Annotated in this window: 16 protein-coding genes; 12 read left to right on the forward strand and 4 right to left on the reverse strand. The window is 56.0% G+C overall.

Annotated features, from left to right (window positions below; all coding sequences use genetic code 11):
* Window positions 1-75 precede the first annotated feature (75 nt).
* Window positions 76-228, reverse strand: coding sequence for a lmo0937 family membrane protein (locus ADICEAN_RS22295; RefSeq protein ID WP_009195069.1), 153 nt, complete (start codon window positions 226-228; stop codon window positions 76-78).
* 204 nt (window positions 229-432) lie between these two features.
* Here ADICEAN_RS22295 and ADICEAN_RS21085 point away from each other — a divergent pair, with 204 nt between their 5' ends.
* Window positions 433-1893 (forward strand): hypothetical protein, encoded by a 1461-nt coding sequence (locus tag ADICEAN_RS21085; RefSeq protein ID WP_009195070.1) that lies wholly within the window; start codon window positions 433-435, stop codon window positions 1891-1893.
* Window positions 1775-3004 (forward strand): hypothetical protein, encoded by a 1230-nt coding sequence (locus ADICEAN_RS22300; protein ID WP_152426350.1) that lies wholly within the window; start codon window positions 1775-1777, stop codon window positions 3002-3004. The genes ADICEAN_RS21085 and ADICEAN_RS22300 overlap by 119 nt, the downstream gene beginning before the upstream one ends.
* Here the strand turns inward: ADICEAN_RS22300 and ADICEAN_RS08040 are convergent.
* Entirely contained in the window at window positions 2935-4839 is a 1905-nt protein-coding gene (locus ADICEAN_RS08040) for a hypothetical protein (protein ID WP_009195072.1), read from the reverse strand. The two genes, ADICEAN_RS22300 and ADICEAN_RS08040, sit on opposite strands and share 70 nt — an antisense overlap.
* Before the next feature lie 75 nt (window positions 4840-4914).
* On the opposite strand from ADICEAN_RS08040, the gene ADICEAN_RS08045 reads away from it, so the two are divergent.
* Genes ADICEAN_RS08045 through ADICEAN_RS08055 form a run of 3 tightly spaced genes read left to right on the forward strand, consistent with a single transcriptional unit; the run spans window position 4915 to window position 6402 of the window.
* Window positions 4915-5433: a polysaccharide biosynthesis protein gene (locus ADICEAN_RS08045; protein WP_009195073.1), complete on the forward strand. Its 519-nt coding sequence runs from the start codon at window positions 4915-4917 to the stop codon at window positions 5431-5433.
* Between the two features lie 26 nt (window positions 5434-5459).
* Entirely contained in the window at window positions 5460-5966 is a 507-nt protein-coding gene (locus ADICEAN_RS08050; protein WP_040396539.1) for a lipopolysaccharide biosynthesis protein, read from the forward strand.
* Window positions 5896-6402: a polysaccharide biosynthesis C-terminal domain-containing protein gene (locus ADICEAN_RS08055; RefSeq protein ID WP_161622673.1), complete on the forward strand. Its 507-nt coding sequence runs from the start codon at window positions 5896-5898 to the stop codon at window positions 6400-6402. The genes ADICEAN_RS08050 and ADICEAN_RS08055 overlap by 71 nt, the downstream gene beginning before the upstream one ends.
* Here ADICEAN_RS08055 and ADICEAN_RS08060 read toward each other — a convergent pair.
* Window positions 6399-7745: a glycosyltransferase gene (locus tag ADICEAN_RS08060; protein ID WP_009195076.1), complete on the reverse strand. Its 1347-nt coding sequence runs from the start codon at window positions 7743-7745 to the stop codon at window positions 6399-6401. The genes ADICEAN_RS08055 and ADICEAN_RS08060 overlap by 4 nt on opposite strands.
* Window positions 7746-7815: 70 nt before the next feature.
* Here ADICEAN_RS08060 and pfkA point away from each other — a divergent pair, with 70 nt between their 5' ends.
* Both pfkA and ADICEAN_RS08070 read left to right on the forward strand, forming a co-directional pair.
* A complete protein-coding gene (gene pfkA / locus ADICEAN_RS08065) occupies window positions 7816-8787 on the forward strand; it encodes a 6-phosphofructokinase (protein ID WP_009195077.1) in 972 nt (323 codons plus the stop codon).
* A gap of 18 nt (window positions 8788-8805) precedes the next feature.
* On the forward strand, window positions 8806-9294 hold the full coding sequence (locus ADICEAN_RS08070; RefSeq protein WP_009195078.1) for a hypothetical protein: 489 nt from the start codon (window positions 8806-8808) through the stop codon (window positions 9292-9294).
* Here the strand turns inward: ADICEAN_RS08070 and miaA are convergent.
* Window positions 9266-10186, reverse strand: a complete 921-nt coding sequence (miaA, locus tag ADICEAN_RS08075; RefSeq protein WP_009195079.1) for a tRNA (adenosine(37)-N6)-dimethylallyltransferase MiaA — start codon at window positions 10184-10186, stop codon at window positions 9266-9268. The genes ADICEAN_RS08070 and miaA overlap by 29 nt on opposite strands.
* An 88-nt stretch (window positions 10187-10274) precedes the next feature.
* On the opposite strand from miaA, the gene ADICEAN_RS08080 reads away from it, so the two are divergent.
* Genes ADICEAN_RS08080 through ADICEAN_RS08100 form a run of 5 tightly spaced genes read left to right on the forward strand, consistent with a single transcriptional unit; the run spans window position 10275 to window position 16493 of the window.
* Entirely contained in the window at window positions 10275-13538 is a 3264-nt protein-coding gene (locus tag ADICEAN_RS08080; protein WP_009195080.1) for a PAS domain S-box protein, read from the forward strand.
* Entirely contained in the window at window positions 13535-13903 is a 369-nt protein-coding gene (locus tag ADICEAN_RS08085) for a response regulator (RefSeq protein WP_009195081.1), read from the forward strand. The genes ADICEAN_RS08080 and ADICEAN_RS08085 overlap by 4 nt, the downstream gene beginning before the upstream one ends.
* Window positions 13903-14172, forward strand: a complete 270-nt coding sequence (locus tag ADICEAN_RS08090; protein ID WP_009195082.1) for a hypothetical protein — start codon at window positions 13903-13905, stop codon at window positions 14170-14172. Before ADICEAN_RS08085 ends, ADICEAN_RS08090 begins: the two co-directional genes overlap by 1 nt.
* 3 nt (window positions 14173-14175) lie before the next feature.
* On the forward strand, window positions 14176-14937 hold the full coding sequence (locus ADICEAN_RS08095; RefSeq protein WP_009195083.1) for an MBL fold metallo-hydrolase: 762 nt from the start codon (window positions 14176-14178) through the stop codon (window positions 14935-14937).
* A 2-nt stretch (window positions 14938-14939) separates the two neighbouring features.
* On the forward strand, window positions 14940-16493 hold the full coding sequence (locus tag ADICEAN_RS08100) for an NFACT RNA binding domain-containing protein (protein ID WP_009195084.1): 1554 nt from the start codon (window positions 14940-14942) through the stop codon (window positions 16491-16493).
* The last annotated feature ends 190 nt before the right edge of the window (window positions 16494-16683 follow it).

Genomic DNA, 16683 nt, shown 5'->3' on the forward strand with positions numbered 1-16683 from the left:
CGGAATTGTACCCTGCCCGGCCAACAAAAAACCCGGCCTGCATACAGGCCGGGTCTTAATATGGTATAAAGAAGGTCAGACCCCTCTTCCTTGGATCAGTCTAATAATGATGGCAATCACCGCGATCACCAAAAGCACGTGGATCAGGCCGCCTACATTAAAGGCAAAATAACCCAGAAGCCACAAAATAATCAGCACTACGGCTACGATATACAATAAGCTACTCATAATTGAAAAGTTTTGGTTGAAACAAAAAAATGGTTTATGCTCCTGTCAGGATCTGTAGTCTAATACTGGATTTTTTAAAAAATGTTTCGTTTTAACACAGCGCCAGCTAGGAAATGTACAACAAATCACTGCCGCAGGAATATTAATAATTTGAGTAATCGGGAATTTTTATGACTTTAGGGGCTCAATTGAATGCCTGTTTCCATGAACCTATCCTATTTGCTCCGGCAAGCCCTCCCTCATGTTGTTGCGCTGGTCCTGTACGTAGTAGTCTCTCTGCTGTTTTTTGGGCCGGTGAGCTTTGATAACAAGGTGCTCTACCAGCACGATATCCTGCAAAGTGCCGGCGCCAATCAGGAAATTATTGAGTTTAGGGAGCGAACCGGAGAGGAGCCCCTCTGGACCAACAGCATGTTTGGCGGCATGCCGGCCTACCTGCTGACGGTAGAATATGCCGGCGACTGGATCACCACCCTGCTGCAAATCAACTACCTGGGTCTGCCCCACCCCCCCAAACTGGTGTTTGTAGCCATGTTGTCCTTTTATATCCTACTGCTCTGTGCAGGGGCACGGCCCTGGTTGGCTATAGGCGGGGGGCTTGCGTACGGCCTCTCTACCTTTTTGCTCATCAGCATAGAAGCCGGCCACAATGCCAAGGTGCTGGCCATGGCCAATATGCCCATGGTGCTGGGCGGGGTGCTGTTGATGTACCGCAACCGGCCCATCTGGGGCTTTGTGCTTACGGCCCTGGGGCTGGCGCTGCATCTGCGGGCCGGTCACCTGCAGGTAACCTATTACCTGTTTCTGACGCTGGTACTACTGGGGCTGGTTTGGCTGGTACTGGCCGTGCGGGCGGGTCAGCTGCCCCTATTCCTGAAGCATACAGGCCTGCTGGTAGTAGCTGCCCTGCTGGCGGTAGGCTGCAACTGGGGGCGCATTTACAATACGTATAAGTACAGCCAGTACTCCATAAGGGGCGCTGCCGAGCTGAGTGCAGCCGAGGATGCCGGTGCGGAACAGGCCGGCCTGGACCGCGACTATGCCTTTGCCTGGAGCAGCGGCAAGGCCGAATCCTTTACCCTGCTGATCCCTTATTTCTATGGGGGCGCCTCGGGCGAGGCCGTGGCGCCGGATAGCGAGCTGGCCAGGAGCCTGCGCAGCCAGGGGGTACCCGAGGCGCAGGTAAACCAGTTTATACAGCAGGTGCCCACCTACTTTGGCGATCAGGCCTTTACAGCCGGCCCTATTTATGTGGGGGCTGTGATCTGCTTCCTTTTTGTGCTAGGGCTTTTGTTAGCACCCATGGAATACCGCATCTGGCTGGTGGCTGCCACGGTACTTTCCCTGCTCTTTTCCTGGGGTAAAAACCTGGACTGGTTCAACTATTTTATGTTTGATTACCTGCCTGGCTACAACAAGTTCAGGGCGGTTACCATGGCGCTCTCCATTGCACTCATGACCATGCCACTGCTGGGCTTCATTGGGCTGGAATACCTGCTTCGTAAACTTTACCCCCCTGTAGCCGAAGGCCCAATCTGCCACCAATGTGGCCGCCGTACCGCTTGCCAATGCCCGCAGCCTGCGCAACGCCATCCTGATTGCTGCAGGGGTTACGGGCGGTATTGCGCTGCTGGTTGCGCTCTTTGCCGGTATGGGCAACTATAGCGCCCCGGTAGATCAGCAAATGGCCGGTTACCCCGACTGGCTGCTGCAGGCCATCCGCAATCAACGGGAGTCCATGGTGCGCGGAGATGCCTTCCGTACGCTTATTTTTGTACTGCTGAGTGCGGGCGTAGTGTATCTGATGTACCTGCGCAAGCTGGGCGCCCTGGCCGGTGGTGCCCTCATAGGCCTGCTGCTGCTGGTAGACCTCTGGATGGTGGATGCCCGCTACCTGGATGACAGCAAGTACAGCCGGGATCCGCGCCGCCAGTTCTTTGCCGCCTCCGCCGCCGATCAGGCCGTGCTGGCCGACACCGACCCCCATTACCGGGTCCTGAACCTGCTAAACCCCTTTAACGAAGCCCGCACCAGTTACCACCACCGGTCGGTGGGCGGCTACCACGGGGCCAAGCTGCGCCGCTACCAGGACCTGATTTCCCGGGCATTGGAGCCGGAGATCAACCAGCTGATCGGTCAGTTGCAGGAGGGTGCTCCCAATTTTGAAGAGGCCGATGTGCTGAACATGCTGGATACCCGCTACCTGCTGGCAGGCCAGCAGCAGGAGGCTGTGATCCGCAACCCTGCGGCCCTGGGCGCTGCCTGGCTGGTAGATAAGGTACAAGCGGCCCAAAGCCCTAATGAGGAGATTACCTACCTGCAACAGCTGGATACCCGCACAGCGGCTGTGATCAATACAGCTCGCTTTCCGCTGCAGGCCCAATCCTATACAACTGAGGGCAGCATCAGCCTGCAGCAATACGACCTGAACCATATTGTGTACGAAGCCGAAACCGCCGGAAATGCCCTGGCCGTCTTCAGCGAGATCTACTATCCCGATGGCTGGGTTGCCACCATCAACGGAGAGCCGGCCCCCATCCTGCAGGCCAATTATGTGCTGAGGGCGTTGGAGCTTCCTGCCGGACGCAGCACTATCGAATTCCGCTTTGAGCCCGGCAGCTATGCCAGCGGCAATGTGGTGATGCTCATCTGTAACATTATTTTAATAGGCCTGTTTCTGGCAGCCCTTGTCTGGACGGTGCGGGCCTACCGCACATCCGGCAACACTCGGGCGGGTAGCCCTTCGGCCGCTAGTGACTCTGCTAAAAGAGCCTGAGCCGTACGCTCAGCTACCCTGCCATCGATGGCATAGGCGTACTTATTAATGTAGGCCTGTTGCCTGCCGGGGTCAAGGACCGCCTTGCCCTGCCGGATGGCCTGCAGCTGTTCCAGCAGCTCTGCGGCGCTAGTGGCCTGCAGGGCTACTCCTTCTGCGGCAAAATGCAGGGGATCCTGCTTCAGGTAATCCAGGATAATGGCTGGCAGCCCAAAATACACCGCCTCAACCCCTACGGTAGAGTAGCAGTGCACCAGCACCTGGCAGATGCGCAGGGCCAGGTACAGCTCAACATCGGGCAGCAGCGTATAGTTGCTACAGCCAGCTTCCTGCGCCAGCTGCGGGTAATACGCGGCTGCATCAGACTCGCGCGGGTGAGGTTTGAGCAGCACCCAGCTGCCGGGTAGCGCAGCCGCAGCCGTAAAGGTGTCCAGTGCAGCCTGCCGGCGGATAGCAGGATCGGTAATGGGCTGCGTTGCCAGCAGGATCAAAAATTTATCGTTCACCTCCCTGCCCAGTAGGTCTTCCGCCTTTAGAGGAGTGGCCTGCAGAGCCGGGATCACATCCGTCCGCAGCTGTCCGGTGGGAATCACCACCTCCCGCGGATAGCTGGACTCCCGGGTGAGAAACTCTTTCCAAAACTCCCCCCACACCAGCAGCCTGTCGGGCCAGGGGCTAAAGCGCGCATCTTTCTCCAAGTAGGTATAGCCGGGATTAAAGGCCGCCAGGGCCCCGTGCTGGATGGCCTGGGTACGTATGCCCTCCCGCTTGGCCGCATCAACAATGGCCCTGAAGTTGGGACTGTACTCGTCCAGCAGGGTTACGGAAGTAAAGCGATAGTACCGGAAAAAGCTGCGGTAGGCCAGAAAAACAGCATAAAAATACAGGGTAGAGCGGTGCAGGCATACCACCTCCCGCAACAGAAAACGGGCAAAGGGGTCCTTTATCTTGCGGCGGGCCTGCTTGTATCCCCTTTTGAGGTGGCGGTTGAAGCGCCATACCCTGAAGAGCATCAACGGATTCAGGAAGGCAGGCCATTCTACCCACTCATTGTTCAACAGCATCCGGCCAGTATCTTCGTCTCCCCTTTTCACACCATCTTTTTCAGCTGCCGCCCCCTTTTCAAACAGCCGTTTATCAATCAGCAAAAAGCGGTCACTGTACTGTTTCAAAAAGTAGCCTACAAACATATTGTCCGTATAGCGCCCGGGCAGGCGCTGCGGGTCCAGAATGGAGCGGTAGTGCGCATTATTCAGCACAAAGAGGTGCTCGGGATAGTTTTTGGGGATCCGCTTTTCCTGCCCCCAGCCTTTTAAAAAGCGACTGGCCATAGCCTTCAGCTGCTCCTTCAGAGAAAGTGAGGGCCTGCTATCTGCCTTGGCGGCCCCTTTCTGATAGACAAATTCCACCATGGGCAGATCCCGCAGAAACAAGGCATGCGGACGGGTTTGGGTATAGACTGTTACCCGATCGTAGGTTTCGGTAAGCGTACGGTAGGCACAAAACTGCTGATAAAGGGGCTGCAGGCTGTAATTGATCCTGAACTTGTGGTAATACCAGGTCTGAAAGCCCTGCCGGCTTAGCTTCGCCGCCAGCGTATCTTTTCCTATTTTAATATGCCCCAGTTCATAGAGCCCCTCCAGCAAGGCCCGGTTTGCTTCTTTTTTTTCCTCAGCGCTAAGGCCGGTCCACACCTGCGCCCCCAGCGACTCAAGCTCTTCATGAGGGTGCGTAAGGTACACGTGGCTCTCGGCCTGCCGCAGCAGGACCCGGAAGCCCTCCAGCTCTGCATCGGTGAGTGCGCGTTCAATGAGGTAGACCTGGCGAATTTCCATACGGAGCAAAAATAAGCGCTTTCAGCAGAAATTCAGGAAAAACTGTAGTTTTACAGCTGGCTTTTTGCCGCCGCTATGCGCTTTATCCTCAACCGAAGCATAATTGTTTCCTTTATTACCTATGCAGGGGTCATTATCGGCTACCTGAACCTGCTGTGGCTCTTTCCGCGGGTGATGAGCCTTGAGGAGATTGGCCTGTTCAGGACCCTGCAGGACATTGCACTGCTCTTTGTACCCTTTGCCCAGCTGGGCGCCGGCCAGGGGCTGTTGCGGTATTTTCCCTATGGGGCCAACCGGGGGGAGCAAAAGCAGCTGGTTACGCTGGCGCTGCTTTGGTCGGTGGGCAGTTTTTTACTCTTTCTCTTGCTGTTCTGGCTGCTGCAGGATTGGATCATCCAGTTTTTTCAGGATAAGGCCGCAACCGTTAATGCTTACCTGCCCGTGGTGTTGCTGCTCACCTTTATTCTCAATTTTCAGGGAATCCTGGAGCCGCTGTCCCGCTCGCTGCTGAAATTTCGTTTTGTGGCCTTTAGCCGGGAAATTCTGCTGCGCCTGCTTACCTCCGCACTCATACTTCTCTACTTTTTGAGCTGATCTCGTTCCATCAGGCCGTCTGGGGGTTGGTGGGGGTCTATGGCAGTGTGTCGCTCATGATCGGCCTGTCGCTGGCCCGCAGCGGATGGGCCAGCCTCAGCTTTCGTTTGAGCCCGGCCGTTCGCCAGCTGCTCCGGCCCTTTGCCTGGTATGGGCTTACCACTTTTTTGGCCTCGGCCAGCTCACTGCTGATCATGAAGACCGACTCGGTAATGGTTACCCAAATGCTGGGCCTGGATGCCAATGCCATCTACACCACGGTCTTTTTCATGGCTGTCATCATTGAAATGCCCCGCCGCATCCTGTCCCAGATCAGCACGCCCCTGCTGTCGCAGGCTTTTGAGCGCAGGGACATGGGGCTGGCACAGCGCATTTATCAGAAAACCTCCATCAATCTTTTTTTGGTAGGTGCCCTGCTGTATGTGGGCATTGTCTGCAACCTGCCGGCCCTTTTTTTCGCTGATGCCGCAGGGGGAGGCCTTTCGCACCGGCAGCTGCGTGGTGGTGATCATTGGCCTGGGCAAGCTCATTGATGGGGCTGCAGGGGTAAATGGCGAACTGCTCTCCATGTCGGCGCATTACCGGGTAAACCTCTACCTGATCCTGCTGATGGCCGTTATGAATGTAGTGCTCAACTGGCTGTTTATTCCCCTGTGGGGCATAGAAGGCGCCGCACTGGCCTCCTGCCTCAGCCTGCTGCTCTTTAACCTGCTTAAATGGGCCTATATCCGCGTTAGGCTGGCCCTGGACCCCTTTAGTAGCAAAAGCCTTATCCTGCTGCTGCTAACGGGCCTTGCCTTTGCAGCGGGCTGGTTTATGCCGCAGCTCTCCCATCTGCTGCTGGATATTCTGCTGCGCTCGCTGCTTATCACCGCCATTTTTGCTGCCGGGGTACTGGCTTTCCGGGTTTCGGAAGAAGCCAGTGAACTGTACCGTAAGCTTCTGCTCGTACTGCAGGGCCGGGCTTAATCAGCTTGCGGCTCAGGCAGCAGGGCATCCATCCAGGCGGCCAGCTGCCGGGCCTGGGTTGAGCGCAGGTAGGGTTGCAGGGGGGTATTCAGTGGGGGAATACCACCTTCCATCTGCTGCCGGAAAATCTGCTGAACATACTTCGTTGGGCCTTCGCTATCTGAAAAAGCATATCCCCTCCCTGCTCCTTCCTGCTGCAAGATTCTGCCGGCATCGTTCAGGGGGTCGCCAATGTACAGGATGGGTTTGCGGGCACCCAGGTACTCAAACAGCTTTGCAGGGATGATCAGGGAGGCTGCTGCTTCATTGTCGATCAGCAGCAGCAACAGGCTGGCCTCAGCCAGAAGCGCTGCTACCTGCTGCTGGGGCACATAGCCCTGCAGCAGCAGCTTTTGTGCCAGCAGGGGGTGGCGCCCGATGGAGGCCAGCACCCCCTTACCCACCTGCCCGGCCAGGCGAAGCTCCAGCCGCTGGTGAAACAGGGGGTTGGCCTGGCAGAGCTGCTCCAGCCCCTCCCACAGCCACTCGGGGTTGCGCCGGTCGTTGAGCAGGCCGGCATATTGCAGAATAAACGCACCCTCCCTGGGGCTGAGCTGGGGAGGGGCAGCGGCCAGGGCCTGGGGGTCTATGCCATTGGTGAGGGTCTGGATAGGAGTGCCGGCCGCAGGCAGGCTTTGCCCAATGGCCTCACTGGCCGTTAACACCAGGTCGGCCTGCTGTACCACCTGCCGCTCCAGTCGCCGGTGCAACTGCAGGGCCAGGGCGCTGGGGTGCATGCGGTGCAGGATTTCCCATTGGCTCCAGGGGTCCCGGAAATCGGCCAGCCAGGGCAGGCCGGTCTTTTTTTTGATAGCCTGGCCAATGAGATGCATGCTATGGGGAGGCCCCGTGGTGATAATGGCCTGAATATCATTCTTTTCCAGCACATCCAGTGCAAAGCGGCTGGCGGCCCGCACCCAGAATACCCGCGGATCCGGAATGAGCAGGTTGCCCCTGAGCCAGCGCAGCGCTTTGGCCCCCAGGCTGGGCGCTTCTTTGTCCATCAGCACGTTTTTAGCCAGATCATCAGACTTTTTGCCCGTAATGCGGTTAAGGAGGTGGTAGGGCTCAGTGATGGGGAGTCGAATCACTTCCAGATCGGGCGGCACGGCCTGCAGCAGGGAGGGGTCCTGCAGGCCAAAGGCAGGATTTTCGGGGGTGAGCACAACGGGCTTCCAGCCAGCCCCGGGCAGGTACTTGCTGAGCTGCAGCCAGCGTTGTACCCCAACTCCGCCACTGGGCGGCCAGTAATAGGTAATAAGTAAAAAGTTTTTTGTTCTGCTATCGTTTGCGGAAGCCGGCATGCCTCGGTTAACCTTTCAGGGAAGTGTAAAAATCGTTACTATTGTATCGCAAATTAAGGGAAATCCAGATATGAAACGAGTTGCAGTCTTTACTTCAGGAGGAGATGCCCCGGGCATGAATGCGTGCATTCGGGCCGTGGTGCGCGGCGCCATATACCATGAAGTAGAGATCTTTGGCATACGCTACGGCTACGATGGCATGATCCGGGGCGATATCTTTCAGATGAGCTCCCACAGCGTTAGCAACATTGTGCAACGGGGCGGCACCATCCTGAAATCGGCCCGCAGCAAGGAGTTTACGACCCCCGAAGGACGGCGCAAGGCCTATGAACAACTCAGGAAATGGGGCATTGAAGGCCTGATTGCCATTGGCGGAGATGGTACCTTCACAGGGGCCAGCATCTTCTACAACGAATATGAGCTGCCTACCGTAGGCGCCCCCGGTACTATTGACAATGACCTCTACGGCACAGACTATACCATTGGCTTTGATACGGCAGTAAACACCGCCCTGGAAGCCATAGACAAGATACGGGACACGGCCGACTCGCATGACCGTGTGTTCTTTATAGAAGTAATGGGCCGCGACTCCGGTTATATTGCCATCCAATCGGGCATTGGGGGTGGCGCCGAGCTGGTGATGGTGCCCGAAACCCTTACCTCGGTTGATGATGTGATTGCCACCCTTAAGCAGGGCTGGGACCGTGCCAAAACCTCTTCCATCGTGGTAGTGGCCGAAGGCGAAGAAGAGGGCACTGCCCATGAGATAGCCGACAAGGTAAAGGAGCACCTCAAGCAGAAAGACCTGCGGGTAACCACCCTGGGCCACGTACAGCGGGGCGGGCGCCCCTCGGCCTTTGACCGCATTCTGGCCAGCCGCCTGGGCCTGGGTGCCCTGGAGGGGCTGCTGGCAGGACAAAAAAATGTGGCCGCCGGCATTATTAACGATAAACTGGTCTATACCGACTTCAAAGACGCCATCAGTAAGGAAAAACCGTTAAACCCTGACCTCATCCGCATGGTTAACATCCTTAGCATTTAGCCAACGGATACGGATGATATGGGCTACCTCCCGATTGTACTTGCAGCAGCCGCTTTCTTGCTGCTTCTCTGCCTGGTAAATCTCAGCAGCATTCGCAGCCACCAGCAGGTACTGGGGCTTACTCTTTTTCAGGTGTGCCAGACGGCCAAAAGCCGGCATACCCTTATGCGCGCCATACAGGAACTGCCCCTTAACCAGCTCTGCCCGGAGCTACCCGCTACTCACCAGTTGTTGCCCCGCAGCATCCCTCACATGACCCCCTTTCTGGAAGCCGAACACAGCTCAGTAAAGGAACTGGGTTTTTTTCTGAAGGATAAAAGGTTCATGGATACCCATGCCCGCCTGCTCCCCCCGCTGGAGGTGCTTAACCAGCGGCAGCACATCAACCTGCGCACCTTTGAACGCAAGGTGCGGGAATACAACCAGCTGTTGGAAAGCTCCCCTACCCGCCTGGTGGCCCAGCTATGGCGCATCAAGCCTATTCGCTTTGCATCTGTGCATGGATGAGCCCAAGGGCCTCCTCAAGCTGATGGGGATGAAACCAGTGCCAGTCGGGATCTTTTTTAAACCAGGTAAGCTGCCGCTTGGCATAGCGGCGGGAGTTTCGCTTTAGCAGGCGTACGGCCTCTTCCCAGGGCCATTGCCCCTCCAGGTAACCAAATACCTCCTGATAGCCCACCGTTTGCAGCGCATTCAGTTGGCGGTAGGGATACAGGCGTTTGGCCTCCTCCAGCAGCCCCTGCGCCAGCATCTGGTCCATGCGCTCATCAATGCGGGCATAGAGCTCTCCCCGGGGACGGTCCAGCCCAATTTTGATGGTCTGGAAGGGCCGCTCCGGATAGGCCTGCTGCCGAAAGCCCGAATAGGGCTGCCCCGTAGCCCGGCACACTTCCAGTGCCCGGATGATGCGGCTGGGATTTTGGCGGTCAACCTCCTGCCAGTAGACCGGGTCCCGTTGCTGCAACTCCTCCAGCAGGGGGGCTAATCCATGTTGAGCGTATTCCTTGTTCAGCTGCTCTCTGAGGTTTTCAGGAACCTGCGGCATCTGGTCCATGCCCCGGCAGAGGGCCTGCACATAGAGTCCGGAGCCGCCGGCCACCACCACCGCCTGATAGCGGGTAAAGAGCTTTTCCAGCAACTGTAGCGCATCCCGCTCAAACTGGCCGGCACTGTACTCCTGGTCGGGTTCCAGCAGGTCAATAAAGTGATGAGGTACGGCCGCCAGTTCGGCCGCATCGGGCTTGGCCGTACCAATGTTCAGCTGCTGGTAGAGCTGCCGGCTGTCGGCAGAAAGGATCTCGGTGCCCAGCCGCTGGGCCAGCGCAATGCTAAAGGCAGTCTTGCCCACGGCGGTGGGTCCGCCTACTACAATGAGAAATTTCTTTTGCTGGTCTGGCATCTGCCCAGGGGGAATAAAAGAGATTTTCAAGCGTTAATCCCTGCAAGTTTACGTATATTTAGTCAACTTGTGCCCCTACTCCTTTTCCATGGAAGGCTACACTACTTTAAGCAAAGAAGCCCTAATTCAGCAACTGCAGGCAGCAGAAGAGCAAAACAAACGCCTGACGGCGCTCTTTGAAAGTTCCAGCCTGCTGATCCTGAGCTTTGCGGCCGATGGGCGCATCCTGAAAACCAACACCAACTGGGGACGCAAGCTGGGCTACTCCCGCTCCGACCAGGCCTTTTTGAAGCTCAAGGACCTGGTGCATCCCGACCACTACCTGCCCTTTCAGCAAAGCATCGTGCAGGCCGCCCAACAGGGCGAAATCCCCCTCAACACTGTACTGCTGGATAAAAAAGGCAATCCTCTGCATGTGGCGGGCAACATCAACCCCATTAGCACCAAGGCGCGCAGCACCGAGTTTCAGGCTTTTTTTTACGATGTGTCTAACCGGGTAAAAACCGATAAAGCCAAGAATCTCTACTACAGCATCAGCGGCCTGGTACTGCACAGCCTAAGCCTGGACCAGCTCTACGCCAACATCCATGTGGAGCTGAGCAAAATCATTGAAGCCGACAATTTCTATATTGCCCTATTTGAGCGGGACAAGCACCTGATCCGCTTTCCCTACTTTGTAGATGAGCACTTCCATTACCCCATCAACAATGCCGTGCGCCGCCATGGCCGGGGCCTTACCGAATTTGCCATTCTGGAAAACAAGCCGCAGCATCTCTACAAAGAAGACATCCTGCGCCTGGTGAATGAGGGCAAGATTGAAATTACCGGCAACATTCCGGAAGCCTGGATGGCCGTGCCCTTTGAGCTGGACAAAAACACCAGCGCCCTGATTGCCCTGCAGAGCTACCATACCCGCGATACTTACGACGAGAAAGACTTGGAGCTGCTGGATTTCATCTCCGGCCAGGTAGCCCTTGCCATTCGCCAAAAGCAAAATGAGGAGCAGATCAACCGGCAGGCCGCCCGCCTGCAGGCTATTTTCCGAAGCAGCACCCACCTGATCTGGACCATTAACCGCCATTACGAGCTGTCGGTCTTCAACAACCAGCAGGAAGATGCCATTCGCAAGTACTTCAGCGTAAAAGTTAAGGACAAGACCCGGGAGGGCAGCCCCTTTGCCAATGACAACCGCCTGCGGGAAGACAATAAATTCTGGTATGAGAAATACCAGCAGGCATTCACCGGCAAATCCATGCACTTTGAGGTGCTGCTGCGCGATGAAGCCGGCCGCGATGTGTGGAAGGAAGTGTTCATTAACCCCATCTACGACTCCAACGGGCACATCCATGAGATCAGCGGCATTGCCACCGACGTAACGGGCAAAAAAGGCTCCGAGCTAGCCCTGCTGGAGAGCGAAGAAATGTTTCGGAACATCTTCAACTCCTTTCAGGACATTTACTTCCGCTGCGATATCAAGGGAGATCTGACCATGATCAGCCCCTCCATAAAAGAGCTGCTGGGCTATGAGCCCGAGCAGGTGCTGGGCAAGAACATCACCAACTACTACCTTTACAACAGCCGCATCAAAGAGCTCTTCCGTCAGCTGGTGAAGCACAAAACGGTGCGCAACTTTGAGGCCTCGGTGATCCGCGAAAACGGACAGCTGCTGCAGTGCATCTGCAACATCCGCCTCATTTATGGCAAAAACGGCAAGCCTACCGACATCGAAGGGGTAGCCCGCGACATTACAGAGCTAAAGCGCACCAACCTGGAGCTGCTGCACGCCAAGGAACTGGCCGAAAAAAGCCTGAAAGTAAAGGAGCAGTTTCTGGCCAATATGAGCCATGAGATCCGCACCCCCATGAATGGGGTAATCGGCATGGTAGACCTGCTGGCCAGCACCCGCCTGGATGAAGAGCAAAACAACTATGTGGAGATCATCCGCAAATCCAGCCGCACGCTGCTGGCCATTCTCAACGATATCCTGGACCTGAGCAAGATTGAAGCCGGCAAGATGCAGCTGCGCAAATCGGTGCTGCGCATTAACTCGGTAGTGGACAAGCTGCATGCCCTCTTCTCCCAGCAGGCTGCCATGCAGGGCATCATTCTGCGCTATTCCATCGATCCGGACATGCCCGAGTACCTGCTGGCCGATGAGACCCGCCTGCTACAGATCTTCTCCAACCTTACCTCCAATGCCATCAAATTCACCAACCGGGGCGGCGCCGTTGATATTGTGCTAAACCTGCTGGAAACCCAGGAGCATACCCACCTGATCAAGGCCGAGATTCGGGATACGGGCATTGGCATTGCCGAAACCCAGCTGCGCAAGCTCTTCAGCAGCTTTAGCCAGCTGGACAATTCCCTCTCCAAAACCTATGGCGGTACTGGTTTGGGCCTGGCCATCAGCAAGCAGTTGTGCCGCCTGATGGGGGGTGATATTGGGGTAGAGAGCCAGCCCGGCCAGGGCAGCACCTTCTGGTTTACCTTTCAGGCGCAGGAAGCCTCGGCCCGGGAATTTGTGGACCACGACAGCGAAAATGACCTGCTGCTCCGCCAGGACCTGATCAGGGACTGCCCCAAGATTTTGCTGGTAGACGATAATGAAGTGAACCGCCAGGTGGCCAGCAGCATTCTCAGCAAGGCCGGATGCCCGGTAGATACCGCCCAGAATGGCTTTGAGGCACTCGAAAAAGTGCAGCAGGAAGACTATCACATTGTGTTTATGGACATTCAGATGCCGGAAATGGACGGCATCACCACCACCGAAAAAATACGGGCGCTGAACCTGGAAAAAGTGCCGGCCATTATTGCCATGACGGCCTACAGCATGGAAGAAGACCGTACCAAGATCCTGCAGGCAGGCCTGGACGATTACCTTTCCAAGCCCATCAAAGCCAATATGCTGATCCGTAAAGTGCTGCAGTACCTGGGGCAGGATGTACCCCTGCCAGCCGAGATCGACGAAAAAAACACCGACAACCAACAACCCGCGCTACCCGAGGGGATCATTGCCCGCGAGGCCATTGACCAGCTGCTGCGCTGGGGGGGTGAAGAGCTGGTCCAGAGCGCCTTTCAGGAGTTTGACAGCGAGGCCTCCGAGCAGCTACAGGCCTGCCAGCAGCACCTGGCCAACAAGGAGTATGCGGCTGCCAGCGATGAGCTGCACAGCCTCAAGGGAAGTGCCGGCACTCTTGGTGTAGTACAAGTTGCTGAAATTGCCAGGGCAATAGAGCAACACATAAAGGAAAAAGATTATAAATTTGCCGACGAACATTTTCCCAGTCTTCTGGAAGCATTCCGGGAGTTCCAGGAATTTTTTAGCGAAAACTCAAATACCTTTTCGTCATGAATAAAAAAGTATTGATTGCCGAAGACAGCTCGGTGATCCAAAACCTTGCAAAGAAGATCCTTCAGTTTCAGAATTTCGATATTACCGCTGTAAAAAACGGCAAGCAGGTACTCGATAAAATGGAAGGGGAACGCTTTGATGTGATCATCATGGACATCAACATGCCCATTATGGATGGCATGCAGTGCGCCGAGCAGATTCGCAAGCGCGATGATGAAAAGGCCAACACCCCCATCATCATCATCAGCGGCAATGCACGCAACTACGGACAGGAAGACTTTGACCGGGTGGGCGCCAACGCCTATCTGCAAAAGCCGCTTAATTTCGACGAACTGGTTGAAAAAGTGCATGAATTAACCCGCTAATGCAGGTTAAGTATACCAAACATTACCTGAATCGGCTGGAGGATATATTCAGCGAGACTGACTATATCCTCCGGTACGAGAAGGGCAACTTTAAATCGGGCTACTGCATTTTAAAAGACAGGCAGCTGGTGGTGGTAAACCGCTACTATACCACCGAAGGAAAGATCAACTGCCTGATCGAGATCCTGCGCCACCTGCGCCCCCAGTCCGAGCGCTTCAGCGAAAAAAATCAGAAATTTCTGGACGAGCTGCTAACAGCCGAGGCCTAAGCTGTGAAAATAACATTTCTAGGTACAGGCACCTCGCAGGGAGTACCCGTAATCGGCTGCACCTGTGCTGTGTGCCAATCGCTTGATTTCCGCGATAAACGCCTGCGCACCTCCGTATATGTGGAAGTGGACGGTCAGCACCTGGTGTTTGACACCGGGCCCGACTTTCGCCAGCAAATGCTGCGGGAGCGTATCAGCCGCCTGGATGCCGTTATTTTCACCCACGAGCACAAAGACCATACCGCAGGCCTGGATGATGTGCGCGCCTTTAATTTCCGCCAGAAAAAAGAAATGCCCCTCTATGGCCATGCCCGGGTACTTGCACAGCTGCAACGGGAGTTTGCCTACGCCTTTGGGGAGATGAAGTACCCCGGTGCCCCGCTACTGGCCCTGCATGAGATCAGCAATACTCCCTTTTCGATTGGCGGGGTTGAGCTGCAACCCATTGAGGTCTTTCATTACAAGCTGCCGGTCTTTGGCTTTCGCATTGGCGACTTTACCTACATTACCGATACCAACGCCATTCCGGAAACAGAAAAAGAAAAGATACGGGGCAGCAAAGTGCTGGTGCTGGATGCCCTGCAGCAGCAGCCCCATATCTCTCATTTTACCCTGCAGGAAGCCATTGCCGTGGCACAGGAGCTGCAGGCAGAGCAAACGTATCTCATCCACATCAGCCACCGCATGGGCCTGCATCAGGACGTATCCCGCCAGCTGCCCCCGGGCATTGCCCTGGCCTGGGATGGGCTTAAACTAGTGCTCTAGCCATGCAAAACAACTATTACTTTCTGCGCCAGCTCAGCCGGCAGCTGGAAGACCTGCTGAAGGGCAGCCGGCTGCAGGAATGCTACAGCCAGAGCAAGGGCGAACTATCGTTTAGTTTTCTGCAGCCCGATGGCAGCCTACACTACCTAAAGGCCGTGCTGCTGCCCGATTTCTCCTGCCTCTACCTGCCCAAAAGCCAGGAGCGGGCCCGCCGCAACAGCGTGGATCTGTTTGGCGAATTGCTGGAGCGCACCCTTACTGGCGTGGAGCAGTATCGCAACGACCGCAGCTTCTCCCTGCAGTTTGATGGGGGCTACGGCCTGCTCTTTAAGATGCACGGCAACCGCGCCAATGTGCTGCTGCATCATCAGCAGGAAGCTCTGCGCCTCTTTAAAAGCAAACTGGCCAAAGACTGGGCCCTAAGCCCGGATGCTTTGCACCGGAAGCTTACCTTCACCTATGAAGCATTTCTTTCCGCGGGCGAAAACCCCGCTAAAGTGGTGCCCACCCTGGGCCAGGAAGCCATGGCCCACCTGCTGGCCGGGGGATGGGAAGGCCTTGGCAGCGAAACAAAATGGGAGCGCCTTCAAACACTGGTGCAGCAGCTTGAAAACCCCCAAACGTATTATGTATGCCTGCAGCAAGGCAAGCCGCACCTGCTGCTCTTCGAGTGGGGCGAAACCCTCTTTTCCTCGCCAGACCCCCTGGCGGCTCTTAACTATTTTTACCGTAGCTATACGTATGATTGGGCCCTGCAGCGGGAAAAAAGCAGCCTGCTGCAGCAGCTGGACCGCCGCATCCGCAATACCGAAAGCTACCTCTACAAGACCCTGGAGAAGCTGGAGGAGCTGCAAACCAGCGCCAGCCACCGCCATCTGGGCGACCTGCTCATGGCCAACCTGCATGCCATCCCCGCCGGTACCGAAAAGGCCGAGGTGCTGGACTTTTATACCGGCCAGCCTGTAACCATTAAGCTCAAACGGGAGCTGAGTCCACAGAAAAATGCCGAACAGTTTTACCGCAAGGCCAAAAACCAGCAGCTGGAGCTAAATCACCTGCAGGACAACATCGCCGCCAAGGAAGAGCGGCTCACAGCCCTGCAAACCCTCCGCCAGCAGGTCAGCACCGAGGAGGACCTGAAACAACTGCGCCGCCTGCGCAAAGAGCAGCTGCCGGAAGAAGAAAATCAGCCGGCACTCCCCTACCGCCTGTTTGAGGTGCAGCAGCATCAGATTCTGGTGGGCAAAGGCGCCGCCCAGAACGATGAGTTGCTCCGCTACCACAGCCGCAAGGACGATCTGTGGCTCCATGCCAAGGATGTGAGCGGCTCACATGTGATCATTCGGCGCCAGCCTGGCAAGCCGGTGCCAGCGCCGGTAAAGCAAAAAGCCGCCCAACTGGCCGCCTGGTATAGCAAGCGCAAAAGCGACAGCCTCTGCCCGGTGATCTGCACCCCCCGTAAATGGGTGCGCAAGGTAAAAGGGGCGCCTGCCGGCGCCGTGCTGGTTGATAAGGAAGAAGAAGTGTTGCTGGTAGAACCCAGGAGTTGGGAATAAAAAACATGAGTCATCCCGAATTTTCTAAATGGTTTAAACATGATCATATTACAGTATTTTAGCCCAAAAACTCAAAGGAACGCTGTCATCTCGACCAGCGGGAGAGATCTTGGATAAGTCAACTCTTTACTGGTAAATTTCCAGGATTTCTCCCGCTGGTCGAAATGACAGCCTACTTCACTAAAAAAGG

The sequence above is a fragment of the Cesiribacter andamanensis AMV16 genome (genome assembly GCF_000348925.1).
GTDB classification, from domain to species: Bacteria; Bacteroidota; Bacteroidia; order Cytophagales; family Cyclobacteriaceae; genus Cesiribacter; species Cesiribacter andamanensis.